14 protein-coding genes are annotated in these 17772 nt (G+C 63.9%); 7 read left to right on the plus strand and 7 right to left on the minus strand.

What is annotated here, in order from left to right:
* Positions 1 to 230: 230 nt before the first annotated feature.
* The 7 genes from JQ631_RS17575 (at position 231) to JQ631_RS17605 (ending at position 8655) form a co-directional block, all read left to right on the plus strand.
* Positions 231 to 1385, plus strand: a complete 1155-nt coding sequence (locus JQ631_RS17575; RefSeq protein ID WP_212327938.1) for an iron-containing alcohol dehydrogenase — start codon at positions 231 to 233, stop codon at positions 1383 to 1385.
* 17 nt (positions 1386 to 1402) lie between these two features.
* A complete protein-coding gene (locus tag JQ631_RS17580; protein WP_212327939.1) occupies positions 1403 to 2953 on the plus strand; it encodes an AMP-binding protein in 1551 nt (516 codons plus the stop codon).
* A 233-nt stretch (positions 2954 to 3186) separates the two neighbouring features.
* Positions 3187 to 4785, plus strand: coding sequence for an ABC transporter substrate-binding protein (locus tag JQ631_RS17585; RefSeq protein WP_212327940.1), 1599 nt, complete (start codon positions 3187 to 3189; stop codon positions 4783 to 4785).
* Positions 4786 to 4814: 29 nt separating this feature from the next.
* Positions 4815 to 5762 carry an ABC transporter permease gene (locus tag JQ631_RS17590; protein WP_212327941.1) on the plus strand — a complete coding sequence of 316 codons (948 nt, stop codon included), beginning with the start codon at positions 4815 to 4817 and terminating at the stop codon, positions 5760 to 5762.
* A gap of 9 nt (positions 5763 to 5771) precedes the next feature.
* Complete coding sequence (locus JQ631_RS17595; RefSeq protein ID WP_212327942.1) at positions 5772 to 6665, plus strand: ABC transporter permease; 894 nt, start codon at positions 5772 to 5774, stop codon at positions 6663 to 6665.
* The gene (locus JQ631_RS17600; RefSeq protein WP_212327943.1) at positions 6665 to 7672 is read left to right on the plus strand and encodes an ABC transporter ATP-binding protein; all 1008 of its coding nucleotides are present in this window, start codon (positions 6665 to 6667) and stop codon (positions 7670 to 7672) included. Before JQ631_RS17595 ends, JQ631_RS17600 begins: the two co-directional genes overlap by 1 nt.
* A complete protein-coding gene (locus tag JQ631_RS17605; RefSeq protein WP_212327944.1) occupies positions 7669 to 8655 on the plus strand; it encodes an ABC transporter ATP-binding protein in 987 nt (328 codons plus the stop codon). Before JQ631_RS17600 ends, JQ631_RS17605 begins: the two co-directional genes overlap by 4 nt.
* 6 nt (positions 8656 to 8661) lie before the next feature.
* Here the strand turns inward: JQ631_RS17605 and JQ631_RS17610 are convergent, their stop codons facing one another.
* The 7 genes from JQ631_RS17610 to JQ631_RS17640 form a co-directional block, all read right to left on the minus strand.
* Positions 8662 to 10635, minus strand: coding sequence for an acetyl/propionyl/methylcrotonyl-CoA carboxylase subunit alpha (locus tag JQ631_RS17610; protein ID WP_212327945.1), 1974 nt, complete (start codon positions 10633 to 10635; stop codon positions 8662 to 8664).
* A complete protein-coding gene (locus JQ631_RS17615) occupies positions 10632 to 12248 on the minus strand; it encodes an acyl-CoA carboxylase subunit beta (RefSeq protein ID WP_212327946.1) in 1617 nt (538 codons plus the stop codon). Before JQ631_RS17615 ends, JQ631_RS17610 begins: the two co-directional genes overlap by 4 nt.
* Positions 12249 to 12362: 114 nt before the next feature.
* Complete coding sequence (locus JQ631_RS17620; protein ID WP_212327947.1) at positions 12363 to 13229, minus strand: beta-keto acid cleavage family enzyme; 867 nt, start codon at positions 13227 to 13229, stop codon at positions 12363 to 12365.
* A gap of 196 nt (positions 13230 to 13425) precedes the next feature.
* Positions 13426 to 14229, minus strand: a complete 804-nt coding sequence (locus tag JQ631_RS17625; protein WP_212327948.1) for a helix-turn-helix domain-containing protein — start codon at positions 14227 to 14229, stop codon at positions 13426 to 13428.
* Between the two features lie 176 nt (positions 14230 to 14405).
* Entirely contained in the window at positions 14406 to 15062 is a 657-nt protein-coding gene (locus JQ631_RS17630; RefSeq protein WP_212327949.1) for a glutathione S-transferase family protein, read from the minus strand.
* Positions 15063 to 15127: 65 nt separating this feature from the next.
* Complete coding sequence (locus JQ631_RS17635; protein WP_212327950.1) at positions 15128 to 16288, minus strand: acyl-CoA dehydrogenase family protein; 1161 nt, start codon at positions 16286 to 16288, stop codon at positions 15128 to 15130.
* 130 nt (positions 16289 to 16418) lie between these two features.
* Entirely contained in the window at positions 16419 to 17555 is a 1137-nt protein-coding gene (locus JQ631_RS17640; protein WP_212327951.1) for an acyl-CoA dehydrogenase family protein, read from the minus strand.
* Positions 17556 to 17772: the final 217 nt, after the last annotated feature.

Here is a 17772-nt window from a genome sequence, read left to right on the forward strand (position 1 = left end):
TGACACGAAGAGAGTTCGGCGTGTGCGCCGACCTTCCTTCGCGGGTGAGGGGAGTCTCCGCGAGACTATTTCCCCCGCCCCCATCCGACGGAGCCCCACCCCGCCCTCTCCCCGTGAACACGGGAAGAGCGAGACGAGAGCGCACCCAGCGTCTTCGCACATGACGGGCGCGGCCGGCTCGGCTAGATTACCCCTTACAAAACAAGACGAATTGTCCGGGGAGGACAGGCGTGCATCAGGGACGTGTCGTTTACGGCGCGATCGAGGAGGTCGTGTTCGGCCATCCGGCGACTGAGGCCATTGTCGCGCAGATGGACCGGTTGGGGACGCGCCGCGCCTTCCTGATGGTCTCGGGCACGCTGAACCGCGAGACAGACGAAATCGCGAAAATCGTGCGGGCGCTAGGCCCGCGCTGCGCCGGGCTGTTCGACGCCATGCCCGCGCATACGCCGCGCGAGGCGGTGATTGCGGCGACCAACGCAGCACGCGCGGCCGGCGCCGATTTGATCGTCACCGTGGGCGGCGGCTCGATCACCGACGGCGCCAAGGCGGTGCAGCTCTGCCTTGCCAACGGCATCGACGATATTGGCGGCATCGAGCGCATTCGCGTGCACAAGGGCGCCGCGCCTGACATGATAGCGCCGACGGTACGTCAGATCAGCGTGCCGACCACGATCGCCGGCGGCGAGTTCTCATCGATCGCCGGCGTGACCGACCGCAGCACGCATGTGAAGCAGATGCTGCGGCATCCGCTTGCCGTGCCGCGCGCGACCATCCTCGACCCTGCTATCACCGTGCACACGCCGGAATGGCTGTTTCTGTCCACGGGCATCCGCGCCATCGACCATTGCGTTGAGGCGATCTGTTCGCGCGAGACGCACCCTTACGCCGACGCCCAATCGGTGAAGGGTCTCGCCATGCTCGCCGACGCATTGCCGCGGGTGAAGGCCGATCCTCGCGATCTCGACGCGCGCATGGATGCGCAGATCGGCACCTGGCTGTCGATGGGCGCGCTTGCGGCCGGCGTGCCGATGGGAGCGAGCCACGGCATCGGTTACGTGCTGGGTGCGGCGTTCGACGTACCGCACGGTTACACCTCCTGCATCATGCTGCCGGCGGTGATGCGCTGGAATGCGAGCGCCAATGCCGAGCGTCAGATGATCGTCGCCGCCGCCATGGGCTTCCCCGGTCACAACGCCGCCGACGTGCTCGATGCCTTCATCCGTTCGCTCGGCATGCCGCGAAGCCTCAGCGCGGTGCACGTCCCGGCGGAGCATTTCGATGCCATCGCCGAGCAGGCGATGCGCACGAACTGGATCCCGCGCAATCCGCGCAAGATCGAGAGCCCCGCGCAGGTGCGGGAAATTCTGCTGCTCGCCGCATAATCCAAGCCGGAGGACTGATGTACCCAGGTCAGCATGCTCGTCTACGCCCGCTGCAACCCGCCTTCATCATGGCGGCGACAGGCGAGATCGTCACCTATCGTGAACTCGATGCCCGCAGCAATCGCCTCGCGCATCTGTTTCGCAAGCACGGCCTGAAGCGGCTCGATCACTATTCGATCTTCATGGAGAACAATTCCCGCTACCTCGAAGCCTGCAGCGCGGGCGAGCGGTCCGGGCTGTATTACACCTGCATCAACTCTTTCCTGACGCCGGGCGAGCTCGCCTATCTCCTGGTCAACAGCCAGTCGAAGATTTTGGTCACATCTCTGGCAAAGCTCGACATCGCGCGCGAGGCGATCCAGGCCTGCCCCGATATCAAGCTCTGCATCGTCGCCGACGGTCCCGGCGAAAACGATAGCATCGTTGGGTTGGCCGACGTCACCGCCGACCTGCCAAAGACACCGATCGCGGATGAATGGCTCGGTACCGCGATGCTCTATTCATCCGGCACGACCGGGCGGCCGAAAGGCATCATTCGGCCGCTGCCGGAAGAGCCGCCGAAGCACAATCTGCCGCTGTTCGATTTCCTGAACAAGCTCTGGCACTATCGCGAGGGCATGATCTACCTGTCGCCAGCGCCGCTCTATCATTCCGCGCCACAGGCCGCCGTCAACCTCACCATCCGCCAGGGCGGCACAGTGGTGATCATGGAGACATTCGACCCCGAGCGTTACCTCCAGCTCGTGCAGCAATGGGGCATCACTCACAGCCAGCTGGTGCCGACGATGTTCTCGCGCCTGCTGAAGCTGCCGGACGACGTGCGCGGCCGCTACGATTTGTCATCCTTGGAGATCGCGATCCACGCCGCTGCGCCCTGCCCGGCGCTGGTCAAGGACGACATCATCAAATGGTGGGGGCCGATCATCCACGAATATTACGGCGCCACTGAAGGCCTCGGCTTTACCGCCTGCAACAGCGAGGAATGGCTCGCCCATCGCGGCACCGTCGGCAAGGTGCTGCTCGGCGACCTCCATATTCTCGACGAGAACATGCGGGCGTGCCCGACCGGCACGCCCGGTCAGGTCTGGTTCAAGACGGGATCGCCGTTCGAATATTTCAACGATCCCGAAAAGACCAAGGAGGCGCGCTCGGCCGACGGCAGCATGAGCACGGTCGGCGACGTCGGCTATGTCGACGAGGATCGCTTCCTCTACCTCACCGACCGCGCCACCTTCATGATCATCTCCGGTGGCGTGAACATCTATCCGCAGGAATGCGAGAATTTGCTGATCACCCATCCGAAGGTCGCGGATGCCGCAGTGTTCGGCGTGCCCAATGCCGATCTCGGTGAAGAGGTAAAGGCCGTGGTGCAGCCGATGCCGGGCGTGATGCCCGGCGAAGCGCTCGCCGAGGAGCTGATCGCCTTCTGCGGCGCCTCGCTGTCGCGGCAGAAGGTACCGCGCTCAGTCGATTTCGAGAAGGAATTGCCGCGGCTGCCGACGGGGAAGCTCTACAAGCGACTGCTCAGGGATCGCTACTGGGGCAACAAGGCGTCGCGAATCGTGTGAGGAGCTCTCGCCCACACACTCGGTGTCGTCCCGGCGCAGCCTGTGGATGCAGCATCGCACAACATCAGCTCTGGAACCGTTCGCACCTGCACTCACATTGTGTCTCCTGCGGCGTCACGTCATCCAAATTGCCAAGGCGATAAAGCGCGTTGGCCGGTTGCCTCCCTCCACGCGGCTCGGCTATCGTTCGGTCAAACAGGCCGTAAACGGCCGATGTCCAGGGAGGACCGAGGATGCGGAGCGTATGGGCGCTCGCCGCGACGGCGGCGCTATCTTTGCTGGCGATTTCGACCATGGCGTTTGCGGGCGAGCCCAAACAGGGGGGAATCCTGCGGATGTATCACCGCGATAGCCCCGGCAACGCCTCGATCCATGAGGGTGCGACCTATTCGCTCAACGTCCCCTTCATGCCAATCTTCAACAATCTCGTCATCTACAAGCAGGACGAGCCGCAGAACAGTCTCAAGAACATTGTTCCGGAACTCGCCGAGAGCTGGGCCTGGACCAATGAGGGCAAGACGCTGACCTTCAAGCTGCGTCAGGGCGTAAAATGGCATGATGGCAAGCCCTTCACCTCAGCGGATGTGAAATGCACGTTCGACATGCTGATGGGCAAGTCGCAGCAGAAATTCCGGCAGAATCCGCGCAAATCCTGGTACAACGAGGTCAACGACATCACGACCAACGGTGATTTCGAGGCATCCTTCAATCTGAAGCGCCCGCAGCCGTCGCTGCTGGCGCTGCTCGCCTCGGGCTACACGCCGGTCTACCCCTGCCACGTCTCGCCCGGCGACATGCGCACGCATCCGATCGGCACCGGCCCGTTCAAGTTCGTCGAGTTCAAGGCCAATGAATCGATCAAGCTGACGCGGAACACCGACTATTGGCGCAAGGGCCGGCCCTATCTCGACGGCATCGAGTTCACCATCATCCCGAACCGCTCGACCGCGATCCTCGCCTTCGTCGCGGGCAAGTTCGACATGACCTTCCCGACAGAGGTTTCGATTCCGCTGCTGAAGGACGTCAAGTCGCAGGATCCGAGCGCGATATGTGTCGTCGAGCCCAATAACGTTTCGACCAACATCATCGTCAACTCGACCGCTGCCCCCTTCGACAATGCGGATATCCGCAAGGCCATGGCGCTGGCGCTCGACCGCAAGGCCTTCGTCGACATCCTGTTCGAGGGCCAGGCCGATATCGGCGGCACCATGGAGCCGGCACCGGCCGGGCTCTGGGCAATGCCCAAGGACATGCTGGAAACCATTCCCGGTTACGGTCCCGACGTGAAGGCCAACCGCGAGGAGGCCAAGAAGCTGATGCAGAAGGCCGGCTACGGCCCCGACAAGCACCTCGCCGTCAAGGTCTCGACGCGCAACATCCCGGTCTATCGCGATCCCGCGGTGATCCTGATCGACCAGCTCAAGAGCATCTATATCGACGGCGAGCTCGACGTGGTCGAGACCGCCAACTGGTTCCCGAAAGTTGCGCGCAAGGACTACATGCTCGGCCTCAACCTGACCGGCAACGCCGTCGACGATCCGGACCAGTCGTTCTACGAGAATTATTCCTGCGGCTCGGAGCGCAACTACACCAACTATTGCAACAAGGACATCGAGAAGCTCTTCGACGTGCAGTCGCAGGAGACCGACATCGCCAAGCGCAAGAAGCTGGTGTGGGAGATCGACAAGAAGCTGCAGGAGGACGTCGCCCGTCCGATCATCTTCCATGCCCGCACCGGCACGTGCTGGAAACCCTATGTCAAGGGCGTGACGGTCATGTCGAACAGCTCCTATAATGGGTACCGGTACGAAGACGTTTGGATGGACAAGTAGCAGGCTGACAATTCGGCGGAGGCCGCAGGATGTTTGCCTATCTGGTGCGGCGCCTGTTCCTGATGCTCGTGACCCTGTTCGGGATCTCGATCGTCATCTTCTTCCTGTTGCGCATCGTGCCCGGCAACATCGTCGACATCCTGTTCGCCGCAGCCGGCTATGTCGATCCCGCCGACAAGGCCAATCTGGAGAGGGAGCTCGGCATCGATCAGCCGCTGATCATGCAATATTGGCACTGGATCAGCGGCTTTCTGCGCGGCGATTTCGGTTACTCCTATGTCTCGGAGAAGCCGGCGCTTCAGGAGATTTTGCCGCGAATCCCGATCACCGCGCGACTCGCTGGACTCGCACTGCTGTTCTCCGCCTCGATCGGCATCCCGCTCGGCGTGATCAGCGCGGTGAAGCAAGGCACGCGGCTGGATTACGTGCTGCGTGTGGTGAGCCTGAGCGGACTGTCGCTGCCCTCCTTCTGGCTCGGCCTGCTGATCCTCACCGCGGCGGTGGCAATGTTCGGCCAGATCCCGATCTTCAATCCCAATCCGGCCACCTGGCTCGAAGCCTTTGCGACCTACGCGGTGCCGGCCGCCGCCGTGGGCTTCCGCAGCGCGGCTCTGACCATGCGCATTACGCGTTCCTCGATGCTCGAGGTGCTGCGGCAGGATTACATCCGCACCGCACGCGCCAAGGGCGCATCTGACGCTGCCGTGAACTATCACCACGCGCTGAAGAACGCGATTTTGCCCGTCATTACCGTCATTGGAATCGAGGCGGCATTCCTAATCGGCGGCTTGATCGTCACCGAGACCGTGTTCAACATACCCGGCGTCGCGCGCTTCCTTGTCGAGGCGATCCGCTGGCGCGATTATCCGATCGTGCAGAACCTCGTGATGCTGATCGCCGTCGTGGTGGTGAGCGCGAACTTCATCGTCGACATGCTCTATGCCGTGTTCGATCCACGTATCAGGTACACGGACTAGGAGATCAGCTTGGCTGCGATCGACTTTGACGTTGAACTGAGGCGGGCCGGCGCGCATGCCACCGGCGGTTGGCGACGCGTGCTGTTTTTGGCGCAGCGGCACGTGCTGGGAGCGGCCGGGCTCTTCATCATGACGGTGTTCGTTCTGACGGCGATCTTCGCGGATGTCATCGCGCGCTATGACCCGCTGAGCGTCGATTCCGCCCATGCGCTGATGCGTCCGAGCCTGGCGCACTGGATGGGCACGGATTCCTTCGGCCGCGATGTGTTCAGTCGCATCATCCACGGCGCGCGGATCTCGCTCGCCGTCGGGATCGGCTCGACCGCGCTCGGCGGTACGATCGGCGTGATCGTCGGGCTGACCTCCGGCTATCTCTCCGGCTGGGTCGATCTCGTGTTCCAGCGCGTGTCCGATATTTTGCAGGCGCTGCCGCTGCTGGTGCTCGCCCTGATCATGACGGCCGCACTCGGTCCATCGCTGCCGAACGTCATCCTCGCCATTGCCATTCCATTGATCCCGACCGTGTCACGCGTCACCCGCGCCAACACGCTGGCACTGCGCGAGCAGCCTTTCGTGGAAGCGGCGAAATCGATCGGCATGAGCGAGGTGCGGATTGCGCTGCGCCACGTACTGCCGAACACGCTCGCGCCGCTGATCGTGCTTGCGACCGCCCAGCTCGGCTCGACCATTTTGACCGAGGCCTCGCTCTCGTTCCTCGGCCTCGGCATCCCCGAGCCGTACCCATCATGGGGCCGCATGTTGTCGGAATCCGCCGCCGAATATGTGCGCACCGCGCCGTGGCTGGTGATTTTCCCGGGCATCGCGATCAGCCTTGCCGTGTTCGGCGCCAATCTGTTCGGTGACGCCCTGCGCGACATCCTCGATCCCCGGCAGCGCGGCTGATGGCTGATACCTCCGATCTCGTGCTCGACGTGAAGAACCTGAGGACGGTCTTCTTCACCAACTCCGGCCTGTTCAAGGCGGTCGACGACGTCTCCTTCACGGTAAGCCGCGGCGAGACGCTGGCGATCGTCGGCGAGTCCGGTTGCGGCAAGAGCGTTACCGCGCTGTCGCTGATGCGGCTGGTGCCCGATCCGCCCGGCCGTATTGTCGGCGGCTCCGTCTCGCTCGAAGGCACCGATCTCTTGGCGCTGGACGAAGCCGAGATGCGCAAGATCCGTGGCAACCGCATCTCCATGATCTTCCAGGAGCCGATGACCTCGCTCAATCCCGTCATGCGGATCGGCGACCAGATCGTCGAGGCGGTGCGGCTGCACAGAAACCTGTCGACCAAGGAAGCGCAGAATATCGCGGTCGAGATGCTGCGGCTGGTCCGCATCCCCGAGCCGGCGCGGCGCGTGAAGGAGTATCCGCACCAACTCTCCGGCGGCATGCGCCAGCGCGCGATGATCGCGATGGCGCTGGCATGCCGGCCGGCTCTGCTGATCGCGGACGAGCCGACCACAGCGCTCGACGTCACCATTCAGGCGCAGATCCTGGCGCTGGTCCTCGATCTGCAGAAGGAACTCGGCACCGGCCTCGTGCTGATCACCCATGATCTCGGCGTCGTCGCGCAGACAGCGCAGCGTGTGATCGTGATGTATGCGGGACGCAAGGTCGAGGAAGCCAGTGTCGAGGCGCTGTTCGCCGCGCCAAAGCATCCCTATACACGCGGGCTGATGGCCTCGATCCCTGCTGTGCCCGAGTCCGGCATCGCTGCCCAGGAGCGGCTGAACGAAATTCCGGGCACCGTGCCGTCGCTGGTGCGGCTGCCCAAGGGCTGCGCCTTCGCGCCGCGCTGCAAGCTCGCAGTGAAGCGCTGCGAGGCCGAATATCCGCCGCTGGTCGATTGGGGTGGCGGCCATTTCGCCGCCTGCTGGCGCGCGGCCGAAGTGGCGGAGGTCGCATGAGCAACGCGCTACTCGAAATCACCGATCTCAAAAAGCACTATCCCGTGCGGGCCGGCGTGCTGCGCCGGCAGGTCGGCACCGTACACTCCGTGGACGGCGTCTCGTTCTCGCTTGGCGCCGGCGAAACGCTTGGCCTCGTCGGCGAATCCGGCTGCGGCAAGTCGACGGTGGCGCGCAGCGTGCTGCGGCTGGTCGAGCCGACCTCAGGTCAGATCCGCCTCGACGGCGAAGACATCACGCATCTGTCCAAGGCGGCGCTGCGCCCGCACCGCCGCTCGATGCAGATCGTGTTCCAGGACCCGTTCGCGTCGCTCAATCCACGCATGACTGCGGGCGACATCGTCGGCGAGCCGCTTGCCGTGCACGGGCTCGCCACCGGCAAGGCGCTGGAAGCCCGCGTCGCAAGGCTGTTCGAGCAGGTCGGCCTGCGGCCCGACCAGATGCGCAACTTCCCGCATCAATTTTCCGGTGGCCAGCGCCAGCGCATCTGCATCGCGCGGGCGCTGGCGCTGGAGCCGCGCCTGATCGTCTGCGACGAGCCGGTGTCGGCGCTCGACGTCTCGATTCAGGCGCAAGTGATCAATCTGCTAATCGACCTGCAAAAGCAGCACGGCTTCTCGTACCTTTTCATCGCTCACGACCTCGCGGTGGTCGCCCATATCAGCCACCGCGTCGCCGTGATGTATCTCGGCCGCATCGTCGAGATCGCCGACAAGGACGAGCTGTTCCGCAATCCGCGCCATCCCTACACTCAAGCCCTGCTCGCCTCGGTGCCGATCGCCAATCCGCTGGCGAAGAAGCTCGCGCCGCTGGTCGACGGCGACGTACCGAGCCCGGTCAATCCGCCGCCCGGCTGCGCGTTTCACACGCGCTGCCGGTTTGCGATGGAACGATGCAAGGCGGAGCGGCCGGTGCTGGTCGATGCAGGCGACGGACACCAGGTGGCGTGCCTGCTCAATGACGGGACGGGGCGACCGGCGTAGGTCTCGTTACACACCGATCTCCGCCACGATCCTGCCTGTCGTCACCTGCTCGCCCTCGGCGACACCGATCGCGGCGACGACGCCGTCAATGCCGGCCTTGTGGACGTGCTCCATCTTCATCGCTTCGAGCGTCATCACGGGCTGGCCGGCGGTGACACGATCACCTGCCTTGACGAGAACGGCAACGACGCGACCGTTCATGGCGGCGCGGACCTTTCCGTCGCCGCCATTGCTCGCGGCAGCCTTTGGCGCAGCGAGCGTGAGATCATTCACCGCGAGCGAATTGCCGCGGTGCTGGACGAACAGCCGATCGCCGTCGCGCAGGAATTTGGCGCTATCCATCACGCCGTCGTGGCGGAAACGGATGGCGTCGGGATCGAGCTGATCGATCTCGAATTTGTCTTGCCGCGCGACAGTGGCGACAGTGTAGCTCCCATTGCGCTCGCGCGTGACGTCCAGTTCATTCACATGACCGGCGATTTCGAGCTTGGCAGGTAGCGGGAATGTTGCCGACAAGCTCCGGCCACCGCGCCATGCCGGTGCGCGCGGATTGGTGGCGTAGAGCAACAGGCCGGCGAGTGCCGTGTCGAATGCAGCATCGGTACGCGGCGCCAGCAGCTCGTCGCGATGCGCGCCAATGAACGCCGTCGTCGCTTCGCCCTTGGCAAAGCCGGGGTGACGCAGGCACGAGATCAGGAACGACTGATTGGTCGTCACGCCGAACGCGGTAAGTTGCTCCAGCCCGACAATCAGCCGTCCCCTCGCCTCCTCGCGCGTCGCGCCATGGCCGATCACCTTGGCGATCATGGAATCGTAGAACGGCGGGATCTCCGATCCCGACTGCAGCGCGTGCTCGACGCGTATGCCGTCAGGCACCTGCCAGCGCGCCATGAGGCCGGACTGCGGCATGAAATCCTGCGCTGCATCTTCCGAGCACAGGCGCACCTCGATAGCATGCCCTGTGAACTCGACGTCCTGCTGCTTCACCGGCAGCGGCTCGCCGCGCGCGACACGCAGCTGCAGCTCGACGAGATCAAGGCCAGTGATGGCCTCCGTCACGGGATGTTCGACCTGGAGGCGCGTGTTCATCTCCATGAAGTAGAATTCCCCGCTCCGGTCGAGCAGGAACTCCAGCGTGCCGGCGCCTTCGTAACGCAGCGCCTTCACGGCTGCGACCGCGACCTCGCCCATCTTCGCGCGCAGCTCCGGCGTCATCGCCGGCGATGGCGCTTCCTCGATCAGCTTCTGGTGCCGGCGCTGCACCGAGCAATCGCGCTCGCCGAGATGAATGGCGTTGCCATGGCGATCGCCGAACACCTGGACCTCGATGTGCCGCGGGTTCTGGATAGCACGCTCGAGGATCACCGTGGGGTCACCGAACGCCGCCTTCGCTTCCGAACGCGCACTGCGCAGTGCATCGGGGAAGGACGCCTCGTCATTGACAAGCCGCATGCCGCGACCACCGCCACCCGCCACCGCCTTGATCATCACGGGGAAGCCGATCTTTTTAGCCTCCGCAAACATGATGTCATCGCCCTGATCAGCGCCCTGGTAGCCGGGTACAACAGGCACGCCGGCCTTCTTCATGATCTCCTTGGCGCCGGCCTTGTTGCCCATCGCCTCGATCGCCTGCGGCGACGGACCGATGAAGACGAGGCCGGCTTCCTTGCAGGCCTGCGCAAAGTCTTCGTTCTCGGCAAGGAAGCCGTAACCGGGATGCACGGCGTCCGCGCCGCTCGCCTTGGCTGCTGCGATGATCGCGGGGATGTTGAGATAGGACTGCGCCGGCAAGGCTTCGCCAATGCGGACGGCCTGATCGGCCTGCTTGACATGGAGCGCGTCGCAATCAGCGTCCGAATAGACCGCAACGACGCCAAGCCCAAGCTGCCGCGCGCTGCGCATCACGCGCAATGCGATCTCGCCGCGATTGGCGACCAGAACCCGAGAGAACGGCCGGTGTTGCACTGATCCGTTCCTCATGGGCGGGCCACCGAGAATTGCATGCGCTGGGGTGTCCGCCTGTCGCCCTCGCGGCAGATCGCGAGCACTTCGGAGAGGACCGCGCGGGTGTCGCGCGGATCGATCACGCCGTCGTCGAGCACGCGGGCGCTCGTCGAAAACACATCCATTTGGCCGTCGAAAACGCCGACGATCTGCGCCTTCATGGCCTCCAGCTTGTCTTTCTCGATCGGCTTGCCACGGCGCGCGGCGGCAGCTTCGGTCACGATGGCCATGGTTTCGGCGGCCTGCTCGCCGCCCATCACGGCGGTCTTGGCGTTCGGCCAGGAGAAGCAGAAGCGCGGATGGAAGCCGCGCCCGCACATGCCGTAATTGCCGGCGCCGAACGAGGCGCCGCAATAAATGGTGATCTGCGGCACCGTCGCCGACGTTACCGCCTGGATCATCTTCGAGCCGTGCTTGATCATGCCGGCCTCTTCATAAGCCTTGCCGACCATGTAGCCGGTCGTGTTGTTGAGATAGAGGATCGGCGTGCGGGTCTGGCAGCAAGCCTGGATGAAATGCGTCGCCTTGTTGGCGCCATCAGGATCAAGCGGGCCGTTGTTGGTGATGATACCGATCGCCTGCCCCTCGATGCGGGCATGGCCGCAGACAGTGGCCGGGCCGTAATTCGGCGCCATCTCGGTGAAGTCGGAATCGTCGACGAGGCGGGCGATCACCTGCTTCATGTCGACGGGGCGCTTGTGGTCTATCGGCATGATGCCGAGCAGCTCGTCCTGATCGTAGCGCGGCGGCTTATACTCCGGCACGGCCCTGCCTGGCCGCTCCCATTCCAGCGCCGCCATGATGTCGCGCGCGATGCGCAACGCGTCGCGATCGTCCTCGGCGAGATAGTCACCGAGGCCGGACACCTGCGTGTGCATCTCGGCGCCGCCGAGTTCTTCCTCCGTTGCGATCTCGCCGGTTGCGGCCTTCAACAGTGGCGGCCCGGCAAGGAAAGCGCGGGTGCGGCCGCGAACCATCACGATGTAGTCGGACAGGCCGGTCTGGTAGGCGCCACCGGCAGTCGACGAACCGTGCGTGACCGTAACGACCGGCAGGCCCGCGGCGGAGAGCCGTGCGAGATTGCGAAAGATGTTGCCGCCACGAACAAAGTCCTCGACGCGATAGCGCAGCAGATTGGCGCCGGCACTCTCGACGAGCTGCACATAGGGCAGCTTGTTCTCCAGCGCGAGTTCCTGAACGCGAATCGTCTTATCGAGGCCGTAGGGCTGCAGCGCGCCGGCATCGATGCCGGCGTCGTTGGCGCTGACCATGCAGCGAATGCCCGAGACGAAGCCGATGCCGGCGATGACGCCGCCGCCCGGCACGCTCTTGGCCGCATCCGGCACGTCGAACATGTAGCCGGCCAGCGTCGAGAGTTCGATAAAGGGCGCGCCGGGATCGAGCACCAGCGCGACGCGCTCGCGCGGCAACAGCTGGCCGCGCTTATGGAAGCGATCCTTGGCTGCCGCCGATGCCGCACGCGTGCGCTCTTCCAGCGCGCGCATGCGGTCGATCAAGCCGAGCATGCCATCGCGATTCGCATGGTAGGCGGCACTGCCGGGGGAGATGGTGTTTTCGAGAATGGACATGATTCTTTCCCAGTCGTCATTGCGAGGAGCGCTTGCGACGAAGCAATCCAGACTGCCTCAGCGGAACGATTCTGGATTGCTTCGCTCGGCTCGCAATGACGGGTGAGGCGATACCTACCTGTTCGTCCCAAAGATCTTCCGTGCCTCGGCGGGGCTTGCGATCTCGCGGCCGGCACGGCGGGCGCAGGCCCCGATGGCCTCGATCAGCTGGCCGTTCGAGGTCACCTTCTTGCCGTCGGCGAGATAGAAGGCGTCCTCGAGACCAGTACGGAGGTGACCGCCGAGCTCGGCGCAGCGCTGGTGCAACGGCCAGATCTCTTCGCGGCCGATCGCAGTGACCTGGAATTGCGCTTCGGGGCGCTTCAGCTTGATCAGGATCGGCAAAAGCTCGGGATCGGATGGCATGCCGGAGGCGACGCCCATGACGAAGTTGTATTCGAGCGGCCCCTTGTACATGCCAACCTGGTGGTACATGCCGACGCAGCGCACGATGCCGACGTCAAAGCATTCGAACTCGGGGATAGTGCCCACCGCGTTCATGACGTCGAGATAGTCCTTCACCTTCTCGACTGCGTTGTCGAACATCATCGGCGGCCAGGCCCAGGTGTTGTCGGCCTTCACCTTCAGATAATTCAGCGAGCCTGCATTGCAGGCGGCGATCTCCGGCCTGGTCTCGCGGATGCAATCGAGCGCGCCGCTATAGTTTGGACCGGAGACGCCCGAGGTGTGGTTGATGATCACACCGGGGCAGGCTTCCCGGATCGCCTGCTGGATCTCCTTGCTGACGGCGACGTCCCAGGACGGCAGATGGCCCTTGTTCGGAGCCTGCTGGCGCAGATGGATATGCATGACGGAGGCGCCCGCATCGAACGCCGCCTTGGCCTCGCGCGCCATCTGCTCGGGCGTCACAGGCACGTTGTGCTGCTTCGGGTCGGTGAGCACGCCGTTCAGCGCGCAGGTGATGACGGCCTTGTCGCTCATACCACTGATGTCTCGCACGTTGAGAATTCAACGCCTGCGATCATGTGATGCGGGGCATGCGGCTTCTTGCGCGGAGAAGCTGAAAAAAGGCATCAATCGTAGGGTGAGTTAGCCAAAGTAACCCAGCAAGGCCTCTCACCGCGGATGCAGAACTGGTGGACTACGCCTTCGGCCAATTCACCCTACCAGAGCAGCGTCAGCCCGCTTCCGCGAGCTCCCGCACCGTCTCGGTGCTGCGATAGATCGCAAGATCGCGCGAGCCGACGAAGATCGCGCGCGGCTTCAAACCGTAGAAGCGGCGGATCGAATGGCTGAAATGCGTGCTATCGGGATAGCCGATGTCCTGCGCGAGATGGGCGAGGTTGAGATCCTGGTTGGCGAAGTGCAACAGATGCCGCGCGCGCTTCCAGGCGCGGAAAGAGCGGAACGAGATGCCGGTCTCCTCCTTGAACAGATGCAGGAAGCGCGAGGCCGAGAGACCAGCTTCGGCCGCACAGGTATCGGCCGTTACCGGCTCGCCCGAGAAGCGCTCGATGCGGGCGACGGCGCGCGTCACACGCCGGTCGAGCACACGGCGCGGCAGCGCCTCGCCAAAACACATCTCGTCGAATTCGGCGGTGTTGATGTCGCCATAGCGGCGCTGGCGCAGCAGCGCGTAGGCGGCGAGGATTTTGCGGGCATACACCGCTCGGTCCGGCCCCATCAGCCGCCGAGCCAAATCCTCCAGCACGCCGTCCGGCATGCTTTCCGGCTCGAGCGTGACGCTGATTGCAGTGCGGTAGTCGCTGGCAATGGAATGCCGCTGGTTTGGGAGAGTGATGAACAGTTCGCCGCTGGCGAGGACGTCGTCGATCGTGAGATGCAAGCTGCCTTTCACCGCGACATAGACGTGGCAACAACCTGGGGTCCGCTTGCGGGGCCTGCCGAGCAAGCCGGCATAGAAGACCCGCTCCGGCGTGATCAGCATCAAATGGTCGGATTCGCGACCGTTATCTTCCATGGGGATCCTCCTCGCGCGGCTCTTTGGCCGCTGCGGACGGAGGCCACCTTAGCGGAAATTTGGGCGCTGTCACGGCGCGATAGCGCTGTCATCGCGCGCAAAAGATTGCCAGTCCGGGACGAGAGATGAGCCCGCCCGGAACCACGGTGAGACGGTAGTCCCATCCTGCGGAATGCCTATGCTCTCACGCGCGGCGCAACATTCTGTTCAGTGCCGGCCTTCTGCTCCGCGGCAACCGCGCGCTTGAAGCCGTCGCGCTGCTGCAATCGCGCCCAATAGGCTGTGACATTCGGCCCGAAATCCTTGGCGAGACCAATATTGCTGGCCAGGCGAAGCGCATAACCGATGACAATGTCAGCGGCGGTAAAACGACCCGCGCACAAAGTTTCGGCATGCGCGGTCGCCGCCTCGACCGCACGCAACCGCCCCAGGAACCACTTTGCGTAGTCGGTGGCGACCTGCGGATTGCGGCGCTCCTCCGGCTCAAGCTGGGTGTAGCGGAGCACCAGCGTCTGCGGGAAGGTTAATGTGGCGTCGCTGAAATACATCCAGTTCAGGAACGCGCCATAGGCGGGATCTTCAGGGCCGACCATCAGCGGCGTCGGCCCGTGCTTGACGCCGAGATAGTGGCAAATTCCGGAGGACTCCGTCATCCTGGTCTCGCCATCGACCATGAAGGGAATCGTGCCGAGCGGATTGAGCGCGAGGTATTCCTTGGCGAAGACCCGCGGCGGAAATGGCAGCATCTTCAGCTCATACGGCAGTCCCATCTCCTCCAGCATCCAGAGCGGGCGGAACGAGCGCGCGGCGTCGCAGTGATAGAGCGTAATCATCAGGTCGCCTTCCCTTCAGAGCATGATCCGGAGAAGTGTGAAGCGGTTTTCCGACAAGATCATGCTCACACTTTATGACTTCCGGGCAGCGTGCCCATCATCTTGCACAGGACCATCAGCATGACCTCGTCGGCGCCACCGCCGATCGAGGTCAGGCGGCTGTCGCGATAGGCGCGGCTGACCGGCGTCTCGTTGGTAAAGCCCATTCCGCCCCAATATTGCAAGCAGGCGTCGGTGAGCTCGCGGCCGAGCCGACCGGCCTTCAGCTTGGCCATGGTCGCAAGCCTTGTGACATCCTCGCCGGCGACCAGTTGCTCGGCGGCGCGATAGATCAGCGCGCGCAACAGCTCGACCTCGGTCTGCATCTCCGCGAGCTTGAAGTGGACGACCTGATTGTCGAGGATGCTCTGGCCGAAGGCTTTTCTGTTGCGGGTGTATTCGATGGTCTCGTTGATGACGTATTCATGCGCCTTCAGGCAGGCTGCCGCGCCCCAGAGACGCTCCTCCTGAAACTGGATCATCTGATAGGTAAAGCCCTTGCCCTCCTCGCCGATCCGGTTGCGCTTGGGCACGCGGACATTATCGAAGAAGATCTGCGCCGTGTCCGAGGAGCGCATGCCCATCTTGTCGAGCTTTCGCGCGACATTGACGCCCTTGCTCTTCATGGGCACGCAGATCAGCGATTTGTTGCGGTGAACGGGACCGTCACCGGTGTTGGCGAGCAGGCAGATCCAGTCGGCCTGGGTGCCGTTGGTGATCCACATCTTGCCACCGGTGATGACGTAGTCGTCGCCATCCGAGCGTGCGCTGGTCTTGATCGAGGCGACGTCCGAGCCCGCGCCTGGCTCGGAGACGCCGATGCAGGCAACGAAGTCGCCTGAGATCGAGGGCGTCAGAAATTCACGTCGCACCTCGTCCGACCCGAACCGGGCCAGCGCCGGCGTTGCCATGTCGGTCTGCACCCCGATCGCCATCGGCACGCCGCCACAGGTGATCGCACCAAGCTCCTCCGCCATCATCAGCGCATAGGAATAATCGAGGCCCGAGCCGCCGAACTCGGTGGGCTTGTTCAGTCCGAGGAAGCCGAGGCTGCCCATCTTCTTGAACAGCTCGTGCGCCGGGAAGATATCGGCCTTCTCCCATTCATCGACATGGGGATTGATCTCGTTGGCGATGAATTTCTGCAGGGAACGGCGGATATCGTCGTGGTCGGCGGTGAACAGCATTCTCTCTCAGCCTCGTCGTTCCGGGACGCGCCTCTTGGCGCGGGCCCGGAATCCATAACCACCATCGTGAGCATGGATTCCGGCTCGCTCCGCTTCGCTCGCGCCCCGGAATGACGCGAGGAGAGAGTATTCACAACCCCATCTGCCTCGACGCCAGATCCTTCATGATCTCCTCGGTGCCGCCGCCGATCGCGTTGACCTTGACCTCGCGATAGATGCGCTCAGCCTTGATGCCGCGCATGAAGCCGGCGCCGCCAAAGATCTGCACCGCTTCCGAGGCGCAGAATGCCATCGTCTGCGTCGCCTGGTTCTTCATCATGCAGATTTCGGCGACCGGACTCTCGCCCTGCTCCAGCCGCCACGCCAGCATCTCTAGCATCGCCTGAGAGGCTGCGACCTTCTGTGCCATGTCGACGATCTTGTGGCGGATGACCTGGTGCTGGGCGAGCGGCTTGCCAAAGGTCTTGCGTTCCTTGGCATAGGCGACGGCTTCATCGAGACAGACGCGGGCGAACGCGGTGCAGCCGGCGGCCATGCCCATGCGCTCGCTGTTGAAGTTCTGCATGATGATCTTGAAGCCCTGGCCTTCTTCGCCGATCAGGTTCTCGATCGGCACGCGGCACTCGTCGAAATGCAGGGTCGCGGTGTCGGAGGCCCACCAGCCCATCTTCTTCAGCTTGGTCCGTGACAGACCGGGCGTATCGCCCTCGATCAGGAGCAGGCTCACGCCGCCGGCGCCCTCGCCGCCGGTACGCACCGCAACGGTCAGATAGTCGGCGCGGACGCCCGAGGTGATGAAGGTCTTCTCGCCGCTCACGACGTAGTGATTGCCATCGCGCCGTGCCTTGGTGCGGAGGTTCGCAACATCAGAACCGCCGCCCGGCTCGGTGATCGCGAGCGCGGAGATCTTCTCGCCGGAGAGCACCTGCGGCAGCACACGCGCCTTCACCTCCGGCCGCGCGGCGCGCGCGATCGGCGGCGAGCCGATGGTGTGGCTCATCAGGCTGGCGCTGACGCCGCCGGCGCCGGCCCGCGCCAGCTCCTGGCTCGCCACGATCTTCATGAACTGATCAGCGGCGATCCCGCCATATTCCTCAGGGAATCCGAGCCCCAACAGGCCGATCTCGGCCGCCTTGCGATAAAGCGCGCGGGGAAATTCGCCGGCCTCATCCCACTCATGGGCGAACGGTGCGATCTCCTTGTCGACGAAGCGGCGCATGACGTCGCGGAAAGCGTCGTGATCGACGGTATAGAACGGGCTCATCATCGCATACGCGTCTCCGACGACTCTCTTCTCGTTCCACCATGGCCGGAAGGTCGGCGGCTCACTTGCGCGGAGTGGCTGACTGCGGGCGCGGCGCCTCTCCGGCCGTAACCTAGCAACTCAACGCAAGACGGTTTTCACCCCTCGCAGGCCAACTCCAAATCAAAAAAAGACTGCTGCACCAAACTCCGGCTGGCCCTAGGGCCACGCCGGCCATGCT

Origin of the sequence: Bradyrhizobium manausense (assembly GCF_018131105.1) — a bacterium.
In the GTDB taxonomy this organism is placed as follows: domain Bacteria; phylum Pseudomonadota; class Alphaproteobacteria; order Rhizobiales; family Xanthobacteraceae; genus Bradyrhizobium; species Bradyrhizobium manausense_B.

Coding starts and splice junctions, on each gene's coding strand:
- JQ631_RS17580 (WP_212327939.1), top strand. CDS start 1,403: ATGTACCCAGGTCAGCATGCTCGTCTACGCCCGCTGCAACCCGCCTTC.
- JQ631_RS17585 (WP_212327940.1), top strand. CDS start 3,187: ATGCGGAGCGTATGGGCGCTCGCCGCGACGGCGGCGCTATCTTTGCTG.
- JQ631_RS17590 (WP_212327941.1), top strand. CDS start 4,815: ATGTTTGCCTATCTGGTGCGGCGCCTGTTCCTGATGCTCGTGACCCTG.
- JQ631_RS17600 (WP_212327943.1), top strand. CDS start 6,665: ATGGCTGATACCTCCGATCTCGTGCTCGACGTGAAGAACCTGAGGACG.
- JQ631_RS17605 (WP_212327944.1), top strand. CDS start 7,669: ATGAGCAACGCGCTACTCGAAATCACCGATCTCAAAAAGCACTATCCC.
- JQ631_RS17610 (WP_212327945.1), bottom strand. CDS start 10,635: ATGAGGAACGGATCAGTGCAACACCGGCCGTTCTCTCGGGTTCTGGTC.
- JQ631_RS17615 (WP_212327946.1), bottom strand. CDS start 12,248: ATGTCCATTCTCGAAAACACCATCTCCCCCGGCAGTGCCGCCTACCAT.
- JQ631_RS17620 (WP_212327947.1), bottom strand. CDS start 13,229: ATGAGCGACAAGGCCGTCATCACCTGCGCGCTGAACGGCGTGCTCACC.
- JQ631_RS17625 (WP_212327948.1), bottom strand. CDS start 14,229: ATGGAAGATAACGGTCGCGAATCCGACCATTTGATGCTGATCACGCCG.
- JQ631_RS17630 (WP_212327949.1), bottom strand. CDS start 15,062: ATGATTACGCTCTATCACTGCGACGCCGCGCGCTCGTTCCGCCCGCTC.
- JQ631_RS17635 (WP_212327950.1), bottom strand. CDS start 16,288: ATGCTGTTCACCGCCGACCACGACGATATCCGCCGTTCCCTGCAGAAA.
- JQ631_RS17640 (WP_212327951.1), bottom strand. CDS start 17,555: ATGATGAGCCCGTTCTATACCGTCGATCACGACGCTTTCCGCGACGTC.